This is a genomic window from Paraburkholderia sp. UCT31 (assembly GCF_014397655.1).
Taxonomy (GTDB): Bacteria; Pseudomonadota; Gammaproteobacteria; order Burkholderiales; family Burkholderiaceae; genus Paraburkholderia; species Paraburkholderia tuberum.
Genome location: NZ_VZQP01000024.1, coordinates 44,081 through 61,798, shown reverse-complemented (window position 1 = coordinate 61,798; position 17,718 = coordinate 44,081). Strand labels below are relative to the sequence as shown.

Genomic DNA, 17,718 nt, shown 5'->3' with positions numbered 1-17,718 from the left:
AACTTATCGAGGATGGTGAATCCGTGAAAACAGTCAATCTTTTGAAGGCGCTCGGTATGGCATTGTGCGTGGCAACCGCATCCAGCGCCTATGCGCAGGCAAGCGACGCGCAAGCGCCCGCCGCCACGGCACCTGCGCCGGCCACGACCGCCCAATCGACGCGTGCAGCAGATCGCAAGCTCGGCCGCGACGTGCGGCGCGCGCTCGGTAAAGCGCCGGGCTTCAATGTATCGAACGTGTTCGTGCGGGCGCGCGGCGGCGCGGTGACGTTGACTGGCTCGGTGCCTCAGGGCGACATGATCCAGCAGGCTGGCGATGTTGCGAAAGGCGTGCCGGGCGTGACCTCGGTGACCAACAGACTCACCCTGAACCTGCCATCCCGCGGGAGTGGCGGGAGCTGAGCACAAGCTGGACGCAACTCAGCGCCGCACCAACCCCACCACGTATCTGCACACCTCGGTGCCCGCATTGAAGAACTCGCATTCGACCGGCGCACCGAGTTGCAAACAATCCCCCGCTTCGAGCCGGTGCGTCAGCGCGCCCTCGCGAAACGTCAGCACCCCTTGCGTGACCCAGATCTGCTGATGCTGAAACACGAACGCATCCGACGGATAAGGCACCCTCACCCCAGTCGGCAATTCGATTTCGAGCAGTTCCAGCACGCCGCCGGTCGGCGGTGAAATACGCCGCCGCGTATAGCCGGTTTCGGGGTCCTCCCACAGCGACTGGTCGGCATGACGCACGAGCCGCTCGCCGGTCTGCTCGGCGAGCGCGAGCAACGTGGACAGCGTCAGCCCGAACGCGCCCGACAGCCGCCCGAGCACCGTCGCGGTCGGACTCGCCTCGCCACGCTCGATCTTGCTGATCATCGCCTTCGATACACCCGAGCGCTCGGCCAACTCGGCGAGCGACCAGTTGCGCGCCTCGCGCTCGGTCTTCACGCGCGCGGAGATCGCCTGGGTCAGATCGATGGCGGAAGTTTCGGACATGGCGGGGTCGTCGTTGCGCAAGTGGGTGGCACCTTATCCTCAAAGACCTTTCGACAACCGGCTTTGGTCAAGGCCTCTTGTTGCAACTCAAGGTTCTGATCCTGCGTCGAGACACGGGGGTAGCCGATGATCGTGGCGTGACAGTGCCGATTGACGAGTTCGTTGCCGCCGGCGGCCGAGATAGTTGCCTTCAGTTCCGTTAGCTCCATCCGCTCGGTCATTGCTTCATTCCATCGTCCTTGCGGTCTTCATCTTCGGCATCCTGGCACGCGGCAGGCAGTTGTTTCAGTAGCTCTGGTAGCGCCGTTTGCACTGCAAGCATCGGTTGCGGCTTGCTGCATGTGGTCGAGGTAGTCCGGCAAGCGGTTCTCGTTCATACCGGCTGCGCCTCCGCAAGCACCTTGGCCCGGAACTTCTGCGGCAGGTCGGCCGGGGTCAGCAGATCGACGTGGACGCCGAGTAGCGCTTCCAGTTCATCCTGCAACCCCCCAAGGTCGAACAGCGTCGCCCCTGGCAATGCATCGACCAGCAGATCGAGGTCGCTGCCGTCCCGGTCGGTGCCGTGCAGCACCGAGCCGAACACGCGCGGGTTCGCTGCGCGGAAGCGACTCGTCGCTTCGCGCACTACGCTGCGCTTCATGTCGAGAACAACGGACGGTCGCATGGGCATCCTTTCTTATCGAAACTCATCGAGACGATAAGCGATTGAGTCGAGACTCGCAATGCCTTCACCTCCCGTGTCATGCCGGTTGCGTTGGCGGGCTTGCTGCCCCGGCACGGCCTACGCCAAGCTGATTACCTTTGACGCAGCAGCGTCAGGATCAGCGCAGACCAGTTCAGGCCGCTACGACCACCGCAACCGGCACAGCCAGCCAACAATGTCTTGCATAGTGATTTTTCGTCCACTATATTAAACGAAACGCCATCGCCCGAACCCGCTCGTCAGCAGGAACACACCATGCCGAAGGAAATCGTTCTCAACGCGTTCGACATGAACTGCGTAGGCCACATCCAGCAAGGACTGTGGACCCATCCGCGCGATCAGTCCACGCGCTACACGGATCTGCAGTACTGGACCGACTACGCGCGCAAGCTCGAAGCGGGCCTGTTCGACGGCATCTTTTTCGCGGACGTGGTCGGCGTGTACGACGTCTACGGCGGCAGCCCGGACGCGGCAATCGGCGGCGCCGTGCAGGTGCCGGTCAACGATCCGACGCTGCTGATTCCGGCGATGGCCGCGCTCACGCGGCATCTGTCGTTCGGCGTCACGTCGAATCTGTCGGTCGAGCAGCCGTTTCTGTTCGCGCGCCGCATGTCGACGCTCGATCATCTGACGCGCGGCCGGGTCGGCTGGAACATCGTGACCGGCTATCTGGACAGCGCATCGCGCGCGATCGGCCTGAGCGGACAGATGGCGCACGACGACCGCTACGATCTCGCCGACGAGTACATGGAGCTCGTGTACAAGCTGTGGGAATGCAGCTGGGAAGACGGCGCGGTGCTGCGCGACAAGGCGCGCGGCGTCTATGCGGACGCGTCGAAGGTCCACGTGATCCATCACCAAGGCAAGCAGTACCGCGTCGATGCGATGCATCTCGCGGAGCCGTCGCCGCAGCGCACGCCGGTGCTGTATCAGGCCGGTTCGTCCGCGCGCGGCAAACAGTTCGCGGCGGCACACGCGGAGTGCGTGTTCGTCAACGGCCAGGCGAAGCCGGCGGTCAAGACGATCGTCGACGACATCCGCGCGCACGCGGTCGCCGGCGGCCGCCGCGCCGACGACATCAAGGTACTGCTCGGCCAGACCGTGATCACGGGCCGCACCGATCAGGAAGCGCGGGAGAAATTCGAGGAGTACCGCCGCTATGTGAGCTCGGAGGCGGCGCTGGTGCACGCGGCCGCATCGCTTGGCATCGACTTCGCGCGCTACGACCTCGACGAGCCGATCGAAACGGGCAAGAGCCAGGCGATCGTGTCGAACGTCGAAGCGATGACGCGCGCGGCCGGTCCGCAATGGACGAAGCGCAAGCTGCTCGAACAGATGGTGCTCGGCAGCCGCCAGCAGCCGCTCGTCGGTTCGGCCGACAAGATCGCCGACGATCTGATCGCGTGGACCGAGCAAACCGGCGTCGATGGCTTCAATCTGTCGCGCACCGTCGTGCCCGAGTGCTTCGACGATTTCATCGAACTGGTCGTGCCGCTGCTGCAGGAACGTGGCGCGTACAAGCGCGCGTATCGTGACGGCACGCTGCGCGAAAAGCTGTTCGGCCATGCGCGGCTGCCTGAGAGCCACACGGCGGCGCGCTTCCGTTCGCCGGCTTGCGCGGCGGCGCCGGACGACGAGCCTCGCGGCTAACTCGACCACCGTTGTTTTGGCGAACCCGACTTCCAGCAGAGGCCCCCATGCTTGACAAGAGCACGTTCCGCGACGCGATGGCCGGGCTTGGCGCGGCCGTCAACATCATCAGCAGCGACGGCGAAGCCGGCCTTGCGGGCTGCACCGCGTCGGCGGTCTGCGGCGTCACCGACGAGCCGCCCACCCTGCTCGTTTGCATCAACCGCAGCAGCCGCAACAACGCGGCGTTTCGCAGCAACGGCAAGCTCTGCGTGAACGTGCTGAGCGCCGAGCAGCAGGCGCTTGCCGCGCACTTCGCCACGAGCGCGCTCGCGATCGAAGAGCGCTTCGCCGCCGCGCAATGGGACGACCTCGCAACCGGCGCGCCGGTGTTGCAGGACGCGCTCGCGTCGCTCGACTGCGAGATCGAGTCGGTGACCGAAGTCGGCACGCACACGGTGTTCTTCTGCGCCGTGAAAGCCGCGCGCACGCACGGCGCGGGCGATGCGCTGATCTACTACGGCCGCCGCTATCATCGCGTCGGCGAGCGCTCGGTTCACGCGACGCCCGCCGCTTCACCTGCCCCGCCCCAGCCTCGCCAACGGCCCGGCCGCGATCGTCCGGCCGAATAGCGCTGCCGCGGTGCGCTCCGGATCGAGCGCAATACTTTCGCTCGCTGCACCGACGATCAACGCGTCGAGCAAAGCAGTCAGCGTCGGCTCACGCGACTCGCCATGCCGATGCGACGCGAACCCGCGTCCGCCGCGATCGCACGTCGCTCGCCCACGGAATCCTCGATCGTCCATCACGCCTCCGTGGCATCGTCATTGCACGCCGTCGTTCGATCAACGCGTCACGCTCGCACGACGCCCGTCATCGGTCTGCCCGCCATGGTCCGGCCAAACAGCGCTGCCGCCGTCCGTTCGGGATCGAGCCCGAGACTTTCACTCGCGGTGCCGGCGATCAACGCATCGAGCGAGGCGGTCGGCTTCAGGTCGCGCGACTGATACAGCTGATGCGGCGCGAGGCCCGGCCAATCCGCCATCACGCGTCCGCCCTGCACCGATCCGCCGAGCACCATCGCGACCGAGCCGGTGCCGTGATCGGTGCCGCCCGTGCCGTTCGCGGCGGCGGTCCTGCCGAACTCCGTCGCGACCAGCACCGTGGTCTTGCTCCACGATGAACCCATGCCGTCGCGCAACGCCGCGAGCATCGTGTCGAGTGCCTTCAGTTGATTCGCGAGCCGCGCGTTCTGCGCGCTGTGCGTGTCCCACCCGCCGGTCTCGATCATCGCGATGCGCGGACCGTCGTCGCGGGCCAGAAAACTGGCCGCGAGCTTGCCGAGGCTCGCCGGGTCCTGGCGCGCGCCAGCGTCGCCCGCAAGGCCGCGCGCCGCCATCGCCGATTCCCACAGCGCACGCAGCTGCGCGTCGTGCTCGTACAGTTGCGACACGCGCGCGAGCAGATCATCGGGCGCCTGCGGCAAGGCCGATGGTGCATACGACGTCACCGCCGCGGGCCCGCGCAGCGCCATCGGCACGGTCGGCGCGAACGCGATCGCGTTTTCGCGGGTGGCGGGCAGTTGCGCGGCGAGCCGGTTGAGCCAGCCGTCCTTCGTCTGATACGGCGACGTGCCGCCGGTTTCCAGCACGTTCTGTCCGTCGAAATGCGAGCGGTCGCGATACGGCGAGGCGACCGCGTGCACGAACAACGCCTCGCGCTGCGCGTACAGCTTCGCCATCTGCGCGAGCGCCGGATGCAGCGCGAACGTGCCGTCCAGATGCGGCGCGTTCGACGCATCGATCGCGAGCGGCCCGCGCAGCGTCGCATACGCGGGGTCCGCGTACGGCACGACGATGTTCAGCCCGTCGGCCGCGCCACGCTGGATCACGAACACGAAGCGGCGGTCGGTCGCGACATGCGCGAACGCAATCCGCGGCGACACGAGCAGTGCGCCGGCACCGGCGGCGGCGACGCTCAGAAACTGACGGCGTGACAGCATGGCGTTCATCTCCGTTGAAAATCGGGCGATACGAGCAGCAGCGCGATCGCCGTCGATGCGCTTTCCGCGCGCGACACCGCCGTGGCCGTCGGCTCGCTGAGCGAGCCAGCCAGCAAGGTCTGGCCGAGCGAGCGCGCATCGAGCCGGTCACCCACGCGCGCGGCGAAACGTTGCGCGACTTCGACGCGGCGCACGAGCGCATCGGGCGCGGCCCAGCTCGCGGCGATATCGTCGTAGCCCGCGGGTGAACCGGGCCGCCACACCGGCTGGCCAAGCTGCGTGAGGATCGGCGCGCTCTGCAGATTGCCGGGCTCGTGCCAGCCGAGTCCGCGCATCGACGAGATGGTCCACTCCCACGGCGTCTTGAACTTCACCGCGGCCGGCGACCACGCTTGCGGCGTATCGATCAACGCGCGATAGACGGTCGGCAGATCGCCGTCGCTGCGCGTGAACGCATCGGCCAGACGTTCGCCGACGCCAGGTGGCGGATTGTCGGCGACGAAATGGCGCGCGAGCTTCGTGCCGATATGCTGCGCGGTGGCCGGTGCGTGCGCGAGGTCGTGCAGGATCGCGAGCGCCTGCTGTTCGCCGGCTTCGTCGTAGCGGCGTCCCATGATCGTGCGCGAGCCGGGCTCGTGCAGCGCGGGACGAAACACGAAGCCGCCGGGTTCGCCGTTCTGTTCCAGCGCGCGCCGGTTTGCATTGGCGCCGCCGCTCCCCGGATTGCCGACGAGACTCCAGCCGGTCAGCGCACGCGCGAACTCGGTCACGTCGTCCTGGCTATAGCCGCTGCGCACGCCGAGCGTATGCAGCTCCATGATCTCGCGCGCAAGGTTCTCGTTGAGTCCGCGTTTGTTGTCCGGATTGCGCTGCGCGGCGCGCAGCGCGGCCATGCTGTCGGGACCGACCGAGCGGGTCTGGTCGAGGAACAGCTGCATGGCCGGATGACGCTCGACGGCCACCAGCATGTCCTCGAAACGGCCGAGCACGTGCGGGCGAATCGCCTCCGCTTCGAACGACCCGGCGAGCGCCGCGACGCCGGGCTTTTCGGTCGACACCGCGAAGTGATTCGCCCAGAAATGCACGAGGCGTTCGATGAACGGCGTCTGCGTGGTCAGCGCGCTTGCGACGCGCGCATTGACCGACGAGCGGTACATGTCGAGTATCTCGACGCGCAGTGCTTTTCTTTCGGCTTGCCTGGCGGCTTGCGTGTCGGTCTGGCTGGGTGCTGCGCTGTTGTTTGCGCCGTGGTTCGCATTCTGGCTCGGGTTGGTCTCCTCAGCCGCCTTCTGTTTCGACTGCTGCTCCATCTGCATGCGCTGCTGCACGAGCTGCGTCGACAATGCGATCGAATCGGGTTGGTTCGCCCACGCGTCAGGCCGCGGCTGATATTGCTCGAACTGCGCGAGCAGCCAGCCCTTCGGATCGGCGGGCGGCGTGTCGTCGGCGCGCGCGCCGAGGCCGAAGCGGTTCAGTGCGATCGCCGCGGCATTCAGGTTCGGTGAGTTGGCCATACGCTCCTCGTCGGCAGGTAGGACACCTGCATGTCCGTTAAACGGCCGACACGCTGAAATCCGTCGCCATCGCGCGCATTTTTTATTCGCTCGATGCGGCATTCGCCGCCGGTTTTTTCGCGTTCGGCGCCGGCTGCGCTTCGCGCCATTGCCCGCGCAACTTCAAACTCTCGGCGAATTCGACGCGCTCCTCGGGCGTCAGCGTCGCCGCGAAATCGGCGACGCTCGCTTCGACCATCGCGCGCAGGCTGACGTCGGCCGCGCGCGTGCGCGCGAGCGCGGCATCGAGTGCGGCGCGATCGAACTGCGGCGCGGCCAGCAGACGCAGCACCTCACGACGCCCTTCGCGAGCGTCGCGCGCATACTGGCGCCCGTTGCGCCGCGCGCTCTTCAGGCCGTCGATAAACGCCTGCCGCTGCTGCGCCGACAGCGGCTCGGCGGCGAACCGCAGCGCGCGCCGGTCCTGCGCCGCCGCCGGCGGATTCGCACCGTGCGCGGCGAACCATTGATACGCGCCGCCGGCGATCGCGCCGAGCAGAAACACGTTGAGCACCACCGAGCCCAGCAGCGCAAATTTCCACGAGCGCCCGTTCATTCGCCGCTCCAATCGGCGGAGCTGCCGCCGAAGCTCGAAGTCAGATACGAGGATTCATGCACGACCGGCGCGTTCTCGGTCAGCACGAAGAACGACACCGCGAACGCCCCCGCCACGCCGCCGAGCAGCCCGACACCTGCCACCGCCGCGCCCGACCACCACAAGCGCCAGCGCGCGGCTGGGCGTCGCGACGGCGCGCGGTCGATGATGCGACGCTGCAGTTCGAGGCTCGGCGGCTCGAGCTCGTCGGCGGCGAGCCACGCGTCGAGGCTGGCCGCATCGCTCAACGCCGCATCGGCTTCGTCGCGATGCGCGCGCGCCCACGCCTGCGCGGCTTCGCGTTCGCGCTCCGGCCAGCGGCGCGCGTCGGCACCGTAAGCGGCAACGATCTGATGGAATCTTTCGGGCGTCATGACTTGTCCTTGCTAAGGCCGCTGCCGGCCAGTTGAGCGCGCAAATTGCGGCGCGCGCGGCCCAGCAGACTCTCCAGCCCATCGACGCTGACGCCCATCAAGGCGGCAGCGTCGAGGTTCGACATCTCCTGGTAGTAGGTCAGCACGAGTGCCTCGCGCTGTCGCGCCGGCAGCGCGGCGAGCGCCGCGCGCACGCGCGCGTGGTCGGCACGTGCTTCGAGCCGCGCGTCGGGCGGCGCGGCGGGATCGGCCGAATCGGGCAGTTCGTCGCTCGGGTCTTCGCGCTGGCCGCGCAGACGGTCATAGCAAAGATTGAGCGCGACCCGATGCATCCACGTGTCGAACTTCGCTTCGCCTTCACGCCAGCGGGCCGCCTGTTTCCAGATTCGCACGAAGACCTCCTGCGCGACGTCCTCCGCTTCCATGCGATCGCCGAGCATGCGCGTGGCGAGCGCAAGTAGCCGCGGCAGCTTGCGCGCGACCAGCGAGCGGACCGCGCCGGGCTCCGCGCGGCCCACCCGCGCGATCAGCTCGGCGTCCGGATCGGGTGGTGCGTCGCTCAAGGCGTGCGGCTCGGTCGCGACATCACGCGCGCGCTTTCGCGTGAGGACCGCATCACGGGATCAACGTCGTTCACTTGCCGCCGCTCCTTCAGCTGTCGTGTCGTTATGTTGTCGTGCCGCTACGCCGCTATCCGGCCAGGTATCACGTACGCGGTCAATATACGACGACCGCCGACCGGTAATAGGCCGGGCGTGCCGGATAGACCACACAGCCGGCGAGCGAGGCCGCCAGCAGAATCATCACGAGTGTTTTCATCGCAAGCCTCGTTCAAGCCCAATGTCCTTCGATCCAGCGCCAGTGCGGCCCACGTTGCGCCCAATGCCCGGGCACCCAGTGATAGCCGACGCGCACCGGCTGCCAGTGGCCCGGCACCCACACATAGCGGCCGTGCTCCCAGCGCCAGCGGCCCTGATCCCACACATAGCCGTCCCGTGGCGCGGGCACGACTTCGACGCGCGGCGGCGGCGGTGCCATCGGCGCGATCATCACTTGTGCGGAGGCGGGCGCGGCCGTCAGCGTGGCCGCGCAGCACAGCGCGGCGCTCAGCGTGGTACCGAGCAAACGACTGATGCGGTTGGTGTTCATGTCGATTTCTCCCTTCAAAGCTGGAACAAGTCGGCGCCCAGGACGGCCCCGTTTCTACTTGAACGCGGCAGCGGAAGAAATCCGTCGCGCTTTTGGCAAAAAAGCACAAATACAGTCGGGCTCATGAAAGGCAATAGTCGGCGTATTGCCCGGAAATTTTCACCTTTTGATGGTCCAATGCCCGGGCTGCAATCACTGGCGTCGGCCGTTACGCTTCTAACAACAATTTCCAGCACCGTTCATACCTATCGATGGAAGGGCTGGACCGCGAATGTGGAGCCACCAAAGAATGTTCCGAAAAGCCCTTTTGCCCATTCCGTTTGCCGCCGCACTGTTCGTGCTGAGCGCATGCGGCAACAGCAGCGTCAGCTCTCCTTCGACTGCATCCGCGCCGGCCTCCGCGCCGGCTGCTACCGTATCCGCCCAGGACGCGTTGGCCACGGCAACGCCGATCAAGCACCTTGTCGTGATCTTCGGTGAGAATCGTTCTTTCGATCACTACTTCGGCACCTATCCGAACGCGCAGAACCCGGCCGGTGAACCGGCGTTCACGGCGGCGAACACACCGGCCCAGATCAACAATCTGAATCAGAATTCGCTTCTGACGAGCAACCCGAACTTCCTGAACGCGGCGAACAACGCGGCCTCCGCAGGCAGCGGTATCAATCCGTTCCGCCTCGACCGCAGCCAGGCCAACACCAACGGCCAGTCGCACGACTACATGAAGGAACAGCTCGCCTACAACAATGGCGCGGCGGACCTGTTCCCCAAGTACACGGGTAACAACAGCGCCGGCAGCGGTTCGACGTTCGGCACGCCGGGTCTCGTGATGGGCTATTTCGACGGCAACACGGTCACCGCGCTGTGGAATTACGCGCAGAACTTCGCGATGAGCGACAACATGTACACCGACACGTACGGTCCGTCGACACCGGGCGCGCTCGAGGTGGTTTCCGGCCAGACCAATGGCGCTATTCCTGCGAACGGTGCCGCTCAAGGCGACAACGTGATTGCCGACGGCGCGGGCAGCTTCACGATGAACGGCGATTCCGACCCGACCGGGGACGTGTGCAACACCTCGACGTCGAGCGGCCAGGCCACGCTGAGTTCGAGTAACAAAAATATCGGTGACCTCCTCAACGCGAAAGGCATTACGTGGGGCGGCTTCATGGGCGGCTTCGACCTGAGCGCCACCAACTCGAACGGCACCACGGCGTGCAAGCGCAGTACCTACTCGTCGGTCCTCGGCGCAACGAAGACGGACTACGTACCTCACCACAACTGGTTCCAGTACTACGCTACGACGGCCAACCTGGCGCACACGCGCCCGACGTCGACCGCGCTGATTGGACAGACCGACCCGCTCGATTCGACGGCTACGCCGGTGCACCATCAATACGACGTCAACGACTTCTTCACGGCCGTCTCGGCGGGCAACTTCCCGTCGGTCAGCTACCTGAAGGCACCGGCCGTCGGCGATGCGCACCCGGGCAACTCGGATCCGATCGACGAGCAGGCGTTCATCACGAAGGTCGTCAACTTCCTGCAACAACAGCCGGACTGGAAGAACACCGCCGTCATCATCACGTACGACGATTCGGATGGCTGGTACGACCACGCTTATGCGACGCCGACGACTTCGTCGTTTGACGCCACCGCCGACCAGCTGAACGGCGCGGGCACCTGCAACGCAACGGGCGCTAAGCAAGGCGTCGGCGTGACAGGCGCGGCTGTCAACGGCCGTTGCGGCCCGGGAACGCGTGTTCCGCTTCTGGTGATTTCGCCGTACGCACGTAGCAACTACGTTGACCACACGGCGGTCACTCAGGCTTCGGTTGTCAGGTTCATCGAAGACAACTGGCTCGGCGGCACCCGCATCGGCAACGGATCGCACGATGCGACGACGGGGAGCATCGCGTCGCTGTTCGACTTCACCAACGGTGGCAAAACGCCGGCGTTGTACCTCGACACGAACCTTGGCACCAAGCTGTCGGCTCCTCCTGCAACGAACTAAGGAGCCACCGTTTATCCGTCCGTTCTGCCGCACAGGGAAGTACGCGGTGTGACGTTCAGGGAACGGAGCTGTTGATGCCCGTCAATCAGTGATGACGTCGAGCCAGCCGGTACGGTGGCTCGACGTGCTTGTTTGCAGTTCAGCTTGACTACCGCTATCGCCATGAATCGTCGTTCGAACGCCACCTTGTCTTCGCAACTACCCACCGGAAGCGGCCCGTCCCCTCGCGCTGCGAGCAGCACGTGGCGTCGCCCGATCCTCCGGATAGTGCTGGGCATCGTGCTGCTGGGCGCCGCTCTGGTTGGCTACGCGCTGATCTATCCCGAGCGTATGCCCGCGCCGATCGGCGATACGGTCGAGAATCTGACGGGCCTCAACGCCCATCCGGTCAAGCTCCAGCGTCCCCCCGTCGCGCCCCTTAGCGCGGTCGCGGTACTCGGCAGGGACCTGTTCAATGATCCGTCGCTTTCGGCGTCGGGCAAACAGTCGTGCGCGTCGTGCCACAGCGCCGCGCACGCTTTCTCGCCTCCCAACGACCTGACGGTACAACCAGGCGGCCTTCACATGACGGAAGCGGGCTATCGGCCGGTGCCATCGCTCGCGTACCTGTATCGCCAGGCGCCGTTCAGCATCGGTCCCGATCAGGGCGATACCGACGCCGCACCGGTCAGCCTCGATACGCAGGCATCGGCCGCGCTAGGCGTGCAGCGCGCCCAGAAAACCGCGGGCGCGGCGCCTGCCGCGCCGGCTATGGTGCCGCAAGGAGGACTCTTCTGGGACGGCCGGGCAAGCACGCTGCAGGACCAGGCGCTTGGGCCGCTGACCAACCCGGTCGAGATGGCGAACCCCGATCTGGCTTCGGTTGCCGACAAGCTAAGGCACTCGAAGCACATCGATACGCTCAGACAACTTTTCGGTCCGCACGTCGTCAACGATCCCCATCTGCTCGTGTCGGAAGCCATGTTCGCGATCAGTCGGTATCAATTCGAAGACCCGGCGTTCCATCCATTCTCGAGCAAATACGACGCCTGGCTCGAAGGACGTGCACGCCTCACGCAAGCCGAACTACGTGGCTTGCGTCTGTTCAACGACAAGGACAAGGCCAATTGCGCGGGTTGCCACCTGAGCCAGCCGACGTCGGACGGCCTTCCACCTCTTTTTACCGACACGCAGTATGAAGCGCTCGGCGTGCCGCGCAATCGCGAACTTGCGCAGAACAGGAATCCGAAGTTCTACGACATGGGCATTTGTGGGCCATTCCGGACCGACATGGCCAGCGAGACGCAGTATTGCGGCATGTTCCTGACGCCGACACTGCGCAATTCCGCCGAACGCAAGACGTTCTTCCACAATGGCGTGTATCACGACCTCAAGCAGGTGCTGGACTTCTACAACCTGCGCAATACGTCGCCGGACAGAATCTATCCGCGCGATGCGTCGGGCAAGGTGCAGAAGTACGACGATCTGCCGCCGCAATACCATGCGAACGTGGATGTCGCCGATGCGCCGTTCGACCGCAAGTTCGGCGACCAGCCCGCGATGACCGATCAAGACATCCAGGACATCATCGCGTTCATGAAGACGCTGAGCGACGGGTACAAGGACTGAGCAGCCGCGCTGGACGCCGCCGCGCTGCACCTTCCAGGCTGCGGCACGCGGCCCGGTGCGCTATCCTTGCCGGTCCGCGACCTTATCCCTACCCTCCCCGATGGCCGATTTTCCTTTCGACGCCGTGCTCTTCGACTGCGACGGCGTGCTCGTCGATTCCGAACCCATCACGAACCGCGTGCTCACCGAGATGCTCGGCGAGCTCGGCTGGCATTTGAGCGTCGAAGAGACGATGCGCATTTTCGTCGGCAAGATGGTCAGGGACGAAGCCGCGTTGATCGAGGCGCGCACCGGCTTCGCGATCACGGCCGGGTGGCTGGCGCAGTTCCGCGCGCGTCGCAACGTGGCGCTCGACAATGAGTTGCGCGCGATCGACGGCGCGCCTTTCGCGGTCCGCGCGCTGCAGCAGAGGTTGAATGGACGCATCGCGGTGGCGTCGGGCGCGGATCGCATCAAGATCGAATTGCAGCTCGTGAAGGCCGGCATCCTCGACTGCTTCGACGGACGCATCTTCAGCGGCCACGAAACGCCGCGCAGCAAGCCGTTTCCCGACGTCTACCTCGCCGCGGCCGCGGCACTCGGCGTCGAGCCGACACGCTGTGCGGTCATCGAGGATACGGTGACGGGCGCGACCGCGGGCGTCGCGGCCGGCGCGACGGTATTCGGCTATTGCCCGACGCACCTCGGCCATAGCAGCGCGACCGCGTTGCATGGCGCGGGCGCGGTGCACGTGTTCAGGGAGATGGCTGAGCTACCGGCGTTGCTCGCGGGATGGGGCACGCGCTGATCGACCGACGTGTTGGCGGTTGAACGACACCGGCTTGCCGCAAGTTGGCCAACGCCGATCAGTTTTCGACTGCGCAGATACGGTCGATCAGCGCTCGAGCCAGCACAGACGTTGAATCCCGCCGCATGGCATGTTGCGTGCAACTGGAACGCCCGAGCGCAAAGCATTTGCGCGCTCGCTACCCATCCAACGTTGCCGGAGATTCATCATGTCCAACTTGACCTTTGCCGACCTGTCGCGCTGCGACGACCTCGACCACGCAGCTGCACAGTCCGTGCGCGGCGGCCACTCGTGTTTCCCGCACGAATACCCGCCTTCGTGTTACGGCGAAAAACCGCCGGTTCGCGGCCCGTCGTACTACAACCCGCCCTCCTACAACCCCTGCCAGCCCGTGCATTACGGCTGCGGGCCGGTCTACACCCCGGTCTGCCATCCGGAGCCGGGCAAAATCGTGCCGCTGTAAGCACGAGGCCCAGCGCCGCTGCGTACGACGGCGCAATCATGCATGTGTTGCGGCCCGGGTTGGTACGATCGGGCCGCATCGCGCGCTTCATGCTCTTATTCGAAGGCCCCTTCGCGTGCGGTAAGTCGGGTTCCGGATGCGCTCACGCAAATGAAAAAAGCCACCGGTCCTTCAACCAGTGGCCTTTGAAACACGTCGCCGAGGCTAAACGTCGACGACGTTAAACCTTCGCCACACGCCCGTACGTATCCTCGAACCGCACGATGTCATCCTCGCCGAGATACGCGCCCGACTGCACCTCGATCAACTCGAGCGGAATCTTGCCGGGGTTCAGCAGCCGGTGCGTGACGCCGAGCGGAATGTAGGTCGACTGATTTTCGGTCAGCATGATTTCCTTGTCGCCGTTCGTCACGAGCGCGGTGCCCTTCACGACGATCCAGTGCTCCGCGCGATGATGATGCATCTGCAGACTCAGCTGCGCGCCCGGATTGACGACGATGCGTTTGACCTGAAAGCGCTCGCCGCTATCGATGCCTTCATACGACCCCCACGGCCGCACCACGCGACGATGCGTGACCGACTCGTGACGCCCCATCGCATTGAGCTGCGCGACGATCTTCTTCACGTCCTGCGCCTGATCCCGATGCGCGACCAGCACCGCGTCCGCGGTCTCGACGATCACGACGTTCTCGAGCCCGATCGCCGCCACGAGCCGATGCTCGGCCCGAATGTACGAGTTGTTGACCGCCTCGGTCAGCACGTCGCCGATCAGCGCGTTGTTCTGCGCATCTCGCTCGGCGATGTCGGCGAGCGCGGTCCACGAACCGATGTCGTTCCAGCCAAGATCGGCGACCGCGACGACGGCCGCGCGCTGGGTCTTCTCCATCACCGCGTGGTCGACGGAAATGTTCGGGCAGGCGGCGAATGCCTCGGCATCGAGACGCACGAAATCGTAGTCCTGCTGCGCGTTCTGCAGCGACAGCTCGGCCTGACGCGCGATCTCCGGCTCGTAGCGGCGCAGCTCGTCCATATAGGTCGACGCCTTCAGCATGAACATGCCGCTATTCCAATAGTAGCGGCCCTCATCGACGAAGCGCTGAGCGGTCGCGGCATCGGGCTTCTCGACGAACGAGTCGACCGCGAACGTCTGCGTGCCGTCGATCAGCGCCGCGCCCGCGCGGATGTAACCGTAGCCGGTATGCGGTTCGGTCGGTGCGATGCCGAACGTGACCAGACGCCCGTCCTTCGCGATCTGTGCTGCCGCTTCGACCGCCTTCACGAACGCGACCTCGCCGGCGATCACGTGATCGGACGGCAGCACCAGCAGCAACGCGTCGGGCGCGTCGCGCAACGCGAGCAATGCCGCCACGGCGATGGCCGGCGCCGTGTTACGGCTCGCCGTTTCCAGCACGATGCGCGACGAACCCACGTCGACCTGGCGCAGTTGCTCGGCGACAAGAAAACGCTGCTCGTTGTTCGTGACGACGATCGGCGCGGTCACATCATCGATGCCGCGCAGGCGCAACGCGGTTTGCTGGACCAGCGTGTGTTCGCCGGTCAGTGCCAGATACTGCTTCGGGTAGCCGCCACGCGACATCGGCCACAGTCGTGTGCCGCTGCCGCCGCAAAGAATTACGGGATGGATGTGCATATTTCAGGTCCTCGTTTGTGTCTTATCAATCGACTGCATCGTGCATCTGCGTCTTGCTTGCGTCGTACGTTGCTGGCCGTCTTTTTTTCCGCGCCACTTATTGCTTGCCAAGCCACTCCATTCGCACCGACTTGAGCTCGCGCGGCAAGCGCGCCGAAAGCGGCGCGCGGCGCGGCAATTCGACGAAGCCGAGACGCCGGTACAGCGCGTATGCGCGCTTGTTGCTCACCAACACGTCGAGCACGAGCTGTTGCCGATCGTGTTCGCCATGCGCCGCGCGAGTCTGCGAATTCATCAACTCCCGCGCGCGCATCGCATCCGCAAACAGCGCGCTGAAAACGCCCGTGCCGCGCAGGCGCTGATGCGTCGCGCAGTGGGCGATCAGCGTCTGCGACGACTTCGGTGCCGGCAACTCGCTTTCGAGCACAAGGCCGCGCAACAGCATGCGAACCGTGCGGCGCAGGCCGAAGAACAGCAGCAGCATCAGCGCGACATGCGGATCGTCGAACCATGTGTTGCGTCCGTCATGGAGCGCTAGCACCGCGACCGGCTGGTCGCCTTCAGTCACGGCCACACGGTGGCGTCGATACGAAAAGCGCCCGAGCTTCGATGCAAACGCAAACGCGAGAAACTCGGTGCACGCATCGGCTGGCTCGCCGAGAAAGAAACCGAATTCGCGCACGCCCGATGCGAACACGAGCGGCGCGCACGCTTCGGCATCGTCTGCGCGCGCGGCACGACAGCGCAGCGCGACCGGTTCGGGTTCGCGATCGGGCGAATCCGCGCGCGCAGGATCTACGGCATACATGACAGGCTGCCCCGTGTTTGATTGTTGCGGTGTGGTTAGCGAGCGATGCGCCTGAGCGCGACGATCGTGCGGCTGATCTGTTCGGGTTCATGCGTCGAGCAGATGAAAAAGCGCAGGCGCGCCGCCTTTTCCTCGACGGCCGGATAGAAGATCGGCTGCACATTGATGCCTTCGGCGAACATCGCGTTCGCCCATTGCGCGGCCTTCAGCGTGCTGCCGGAAATGATCGGCACGACTGCATACCCCGCGCTCTTGCCGGTATCGAGACCGGCGGCACGCGCCTCGTCGATGAACTGCCGCCCGCGTGCGCGCAAGCGCGCGACCCGCTCGGGTTCGGCGATCAGACGCTCGAGCGCCGCGAGCGACGCCGCCGCCAACGCAGGCGCGAGCCCCACGCTATACAGGAAGCCCGGCGCGAGGTGCCGCAGGATATCGATCAACGCCTGCGTGCCGGCGATAAACCCGCCGCAACCGGCCAGCGTTTTGCTGAGCGTACCCATCCAGATATCGACGTCGCCGCTCGCCACGCCGCAATGCTCGCGCACGCCCTTGCCGCGCTCGCCGAGCACGCCGAGCGAATGCGCTTCGTCGACCATCAGGAACGCCCCATGACGGCGCTTGATGTCGACGAATTGCGCGAGATCGGGAATGTCGCCGTCCATGCTGTACAGGCCTTCGATCGCGATCAGCACGCGCCGGTAGTCGTGCCGCACGCGCGCGAGCAGTGCGTCGAGCGCCTGCCAGTCGTTGTGCGGAAAGCTCAGCCGTTTCGCGCCGCTCAATTGCGCGCCCTGCACGATGCTGTTATGGGCGAGCGAGTCGTGCACGATCAGGTCGCCGGGACCGAACAGCGAGCCGATCACGGTCACATTGGTCGCGTGGCCGCTGACGAACACGACGCAATCGTCGACCTCGTAGAACGACGCGAGCGCCGTTTCGAGTTCGCGCTGCACGGGCCGCTCGCCCGCCACCATGCGGCTCGCGGACGCCGACGTGCCGTAGCGGTCGATCGCCTCTTTCGATCGCGCACATACGTGCGGATCGCCGGCGAGGCCGAGATAGTTGTAGTTCGCGTAGTTCAGATACTCGGCGCCGCCGATGCGCGTCGTCGCGCCGGCCACGCCCTCATGCACGCGAAAGAACGGCGAGCGCACCTGCAGCTTGTCGCCCATCTGCCGCAGTATCTCGACCTGCTGATAACCCGGCATGCTTTCGAAGCTGCACAGCTCTGCGCGCGCGGCGTCCTGCGCCGCGCGCGTGCCGTTCGACGCGAGCGGCGCGCCTGGCTCGCGCGCCTCGTCGGACACGCGCTCCAGCTGCCTCATCAACGCCTTCGCGGCGAGTTGCTGGCGAAGGTGATCACCCAGTCCCATAGTGTTTCGCTAATCCTGTA

At 65.7% G+C, this 17,718-nt stretch carries 17 protein-coding genes and 2 pseudogenes; 7 read left to right on the top strand and 12 right to left on the bottom strand.

The annotated features are described in order from the left end of the window. Positions 1–23 precede the first annotated feature (23 nt). Positions 24–401 carry a BON domain-containing protein gene (locus F6X40_RS21020; RefSeq protein ID WP_184072958.1) on the top strand — a complete coding sequence of 126 codons (378 nt, stop codon included), beginning with the start codon at positions 24–26 and terminating at the stop codon, positions 399–401. A gap of 18 nt (positions 402–419) precedes the next feature. Here the strand turns inward: F6X40_RS21020 and F6X40_RS21015 are convergent, their stop codons facing one another. From F6X40_RS21015 to F6X40_RS21005, 3 genes and pseudogenes are all read right to left on the bottom strand, one after another. Next, complete coding sequence (locus F6X40_RS21015; protein ID WP_184046833.1) at positions 420–989, bottom strand: helix-turn-helix domain-containing protein; 570 nt, start codon at positions 987–989, stop codon at positions 420–422. A gap of 14 nt (positions 990–1,003) precedes the next feature. Continuing rightward, positions 1,004–1,120: pseudogene (locus tag F6X40_RS42400) on the bottom strand (recombinase family protein); the annotation flags it as partial. A 242-nt stretch (positions 1,121–1,362) separates the two neighbouring features. Continuing rightward, complete coding sequence (locus tag F6X40_RS21005; protein ID WP_184010058.1) at positions 1,363–1,653, bottom strand: nucleotidyltransferase family protein; 291 nt, start codon at positions 1,651–1,653, stop codon at positions 1,363–1,365. A 294-nt stretch (positions 1,654–1,947) separates the two neighbouring features. On the opposite strand from F6X40_RS21005, the gene F6X40_RS21000 reads away from it, so the two are divergent. Together F6X40_RS21000 and F6X40_RS20995 are read left to right on the top strand one after the other, a co-directional pair. Next, positions 1,948–3,342, top strand: coding sequence for an LLM class flavin-dependent oxidoreductase (locus F6X40_RS21000; protein ID WP_187629077.1), 1,395 nt, complete (start codon positions 1,948–1,950; stop codon positions 3,340–3,342). 47 nt (positions 3,343–3,389) lie between these two features. Then, positions 3,390–3,953, top strand: a complete 564-nt coding sequence (locus tag F6X40_RS20995; protein WP_187629076.1) for a flavin reductase — start codon at positions 3,390–3,392, stop codon at positions 3,951–3,953. A gap of 221 nt (positions 3,954–4,174) precedes the next feature. Here F6X40_RS20995 and F6X40_RS20990 read toward each other — a convergent pair whose 3' ends face one another. The 6 genes and pseudogenes from F6X40_RS20990 to F6X40_RS20965 all read right to left on the bottom strand — a co-directional run bounded on the left by F6X40_RS20990 (position 4,175) and on the right by F6X40_RS20965 (position 8,994). After that, positions 4,175–5,323 carry a DUF1501 domain-containing protein gene (locus F6X40_RS20990; RefSeq protein ID WP_187629075.1) on the bottom strand — a complete coding sequence of 383 codons (1,149 nt, stop codon included), beginning with the start codon at positions 5,321–5,323 and terminating at the stop codon, positions 4,175–4,177. A gap of 5 nt (positions 5,324–5,328) precedes the next feature. Then, positions 5,329–6,837: a DUF1800 family protein gene (locus F6X40_RS20985; protein ID WP_187629074.1), complete on the bottom strand. Its 1,509-nt coding sequence runs from the start codon at positions 6,835–6,837 to the stop codon at positions 5,329–5,331. Positions 6,838–6,919: 82 nt separating this feature from the next. Further along, positions 6,920–7,432: a periplasmic heavy metal sensor gene (locus tag F6X40_RS20980; protein WP_187629073.1), complete on the bottom strand. Its 513-nt coding sequence runs from the start codon at positions 7,430–7,432 to the stop codon at positions 6,920–6,922. Further along, positions 7,429–7,845: a hypothetical protein gene (locus F6X40_RS20975; protein WP_184072944.1), complete on the bottom strand. Its 417-nt coding sequence runs from the start codon at positions 7,843–7,845 to the stop codon at positions 7,429–7,431. The genes F6X40_RS20980 and F6X40_RS20975 overlap by 4 nt, the downstream gene beginning before the upstream one ends. Further along, positions 7,842–8,432, bottom strand: a pseudogene (locus F6X40_RS20970) (RNA polymerase sigma factor); the annotation flags it as partial. The pseudogene F6X40_RS20970 and the gene F6X40_RS20975, both read right to left, overlap by 4 nt. Positions 8,433–8,676: 244 nt before the next feature. Next, positions 8,677–8,994, bottom strand: a complete 318-nt coding sequence (locus F6X40_RS20965; protein ID WP_187629071.1) for a YXWGXW repeat-containing protein — start codon at positions 8,992–8,994, stop codon at positions 8,677–8,679. 289 nt (positions 8,995–9,283) lie between these two features. Here F6X40_RS20965 and F6X40_RS20960 point away from each other — a divergent pair, with 289 nt between their 5' ends. From F6X40_RS20960 to F6X40_RS20945, 4 genes are all read left to right on the top strand, one after another. Further along, positions 9,284–11,008 (top strand): phospholipase C, encoded by a 1,725-nt coding sequence (locus F6X40_RS20960; RefSeq protein WP_187629070.1) that lies wholly within the window; start codon positions 9,284–9,286, stop codon positions 11,006–11,008. Between the two features lie 162 nt (positions 11,009–11,170). Continuing rightward, on the top strand, positions 11,171–12,616 hold the full coding sequence (locus F6X40_RS20955; protein ID WP_187629069.1) for a cytochrome-c peroxidase: 1,446 nt from the start codon (positions 11,171–11,173) through the stop codon (positions 12,614–12,616). 100 nt (positions 12,617–12,716) lie between these two features. Further along, a complete protein-coding gene (locus F6X40_RS20950; RefSeq protein WP_184060269.1) occupies positions 12,717–13,403 on the top strand; it encodes an HAD family hydrolase in 687 nt (228 codons plus the stop codon). 208 nt (positions 13,404–13,611) lie between these two features. Further along, positions 13,612–13,866, top strand: coding sequence for a hypothetical protein (locus F6X40_RS20945; RefSeq protein WP_187629068.1), 255 nt, complete (start codon positions 13,612–13,614; stop codon positions 13,864–13,866). Positions 13,867–14,086: 220 nt separating this feature from the next. On the opposite strand, the gene F6X40_RS20940 is transcribed toward F6X40_RS20945, so the two are convergent. The 3 genes from F6X40_RS20940 to F6X40_RS20930 form a co-directional block, all read right to left on the bottom strand. Beyond that, on the bottom strand, positions 14,087–15,517 hold the full coding sequence (locus F6X40_RS20940; protein ID WP_187629067.1) for a mannose-1-phosphate guanylyltransferase/mannose-6-phosphate isomerase: 1,431 nt from the start codon (positions 15,515–15,517) through the stop codon (positions 14,087–14,089). Positions 15,518–15,614: 97 nt separating this feature from the next. Next, a complete protein-coding gene (locus F6X40_RS20935) occupies positions 15,615–16,325 on the bottom strand; it encodes a GNAT family N-acetyltransferase (protein WP_187629066.1) in 711 nt (236 codons plus the stop codon). 35 nt (positions 16,326–16,360) lie between these two features. Further along, complete coding sequence (locus tag F6X40_RS20930) at positions 16,361–17,698, bottom strand: aminotransferase class I/II-fold pyridoxal phosphate-dependent enzyme (protein WP_187629065.1); 1,338 nt, start codon at positions 17,696–17,698, stop codon at positions 16,361–16,363. Positions 17,699–17,718: the final 20 nt, after the last annotated feature.

Excerpts from the sequence above, each read along its gene's own strand:
- F6X40_RS21015 (WP_184046833.1), bottom strand. The coding sequence starts at position 989 with ATGTCCGAAACTTCCGCCATCGATCTGACCCAGGCGATCTCCGCGCGC.
- F6X40_RS21005 (WP_184010058.1), bottom strand. The coding sequence starts at position 1,653 with ATGCGACCGTCCGTTGTTCTCGACATGAAGCGCAGCGTAGTGCGCGAA.
- F6X40_RS21000 (WP_187629077.1), top strand. The coding sequence starts at position 1,948 with ATGCCGAAGGAAATCGTTCTCAACGCGTTCGACATGAACTGCGTAGGC.
- F6X40_RS20995 (WP_187629076.1), top strand. The coding sequence starts at position 3,390 with ATGCTTGACAAGAGCACGTTCCGCGACGCGATGGCCGGGCTTGGCGCG.
- F6X40_RS20990 (WP_187629075.1), bottom strand. The coding sequence starts at position 5,323 with ATGCTGTCACGCCGTCAGTTTCTGAGCGTCGCCGCCGCCGGTGCCGGC.
- F6X40_RS20985 (WP_187629074.1), bottom strand. The coding sequence starts at position 6,837 with ATGGCCAACTCACCGAACCTGAATGCCGCGGCGATCGCACTGAACCGC.
- F6X40_RS20980 (WP_187629073.1), bottom strand. The coding sequence starts at position 7,432 with ATGAACGGGCGCTCGTGGAAATTTGCGCTGCTGGGCTCGGTGGTGCTC.
- F6X40_RS20975 (WP_184072944.1), bottom strand. The coding sequence starts at position 7,845 with ATGACGCCCGAAAGATTCCATCAGATCGTTGCCGCTTACGGTGCCGAC.
- F6X40_RS20965 (WP_187629071.1), bottom strand. The coding sequence starts at position 8,994 with ATGAACACCAACCGCATCAGTCGTTTGCTCGGTACCACGCTGAGCGCC.
- F6X40_RS20960 (WP_187629070.1), top strand. The coding sequence starts at position 9,284 with ATGTTCCGAAAAGCCCTTTTGCCCATTCCGTTTGCCGCCGCACTGTTC.
- F6X40_RS20955 (WP_187629069.1), top strand. The coding sequence starts at position 11,171 with ATGAATCGTCGTTCGAACGCCACCTTGTCTTCGCAACTACCCACCGGA.
- F6X40_RS20950 (WP_184060269.1), top strand. The coding sequence starts at position 12,717 with ATGGCCGATTTTCCTTTCGACGCCGTGCTCTTCGACTGCGACGGCGTG.
- F6X40_RS20945 (WP_187629068.1), top strand. The coding sequence starts at position 13,612 with ATGTCCAACTTGACCTTTGCCGACCTGTCGCGCTGCGACGACCTCGAC.
- F6X40_RS20940 (WP_187629067.1), bottom strand. The coding sequence starts at position 15,517 with ATGCACATCCATCCCGTAATTCTTTGCGGCGGCAGCGGCACACGACTG.
- F6X40_RS20935 (WP_187629066.1), bottom strand. The coding sequence starts at position 16,325 with ATGTATGCCGTAGATCCTGCGCGCGCGGATTCGCCCGATCGCGAACCC.
- F6X40_RS20930 (WP_187629065.1), bottom strand. The coding sequence starts at position 17,698 with ATGGGACTGGGTGATCACCTTCGCCAGCAACTCGCCGCGAAGGCGTTG.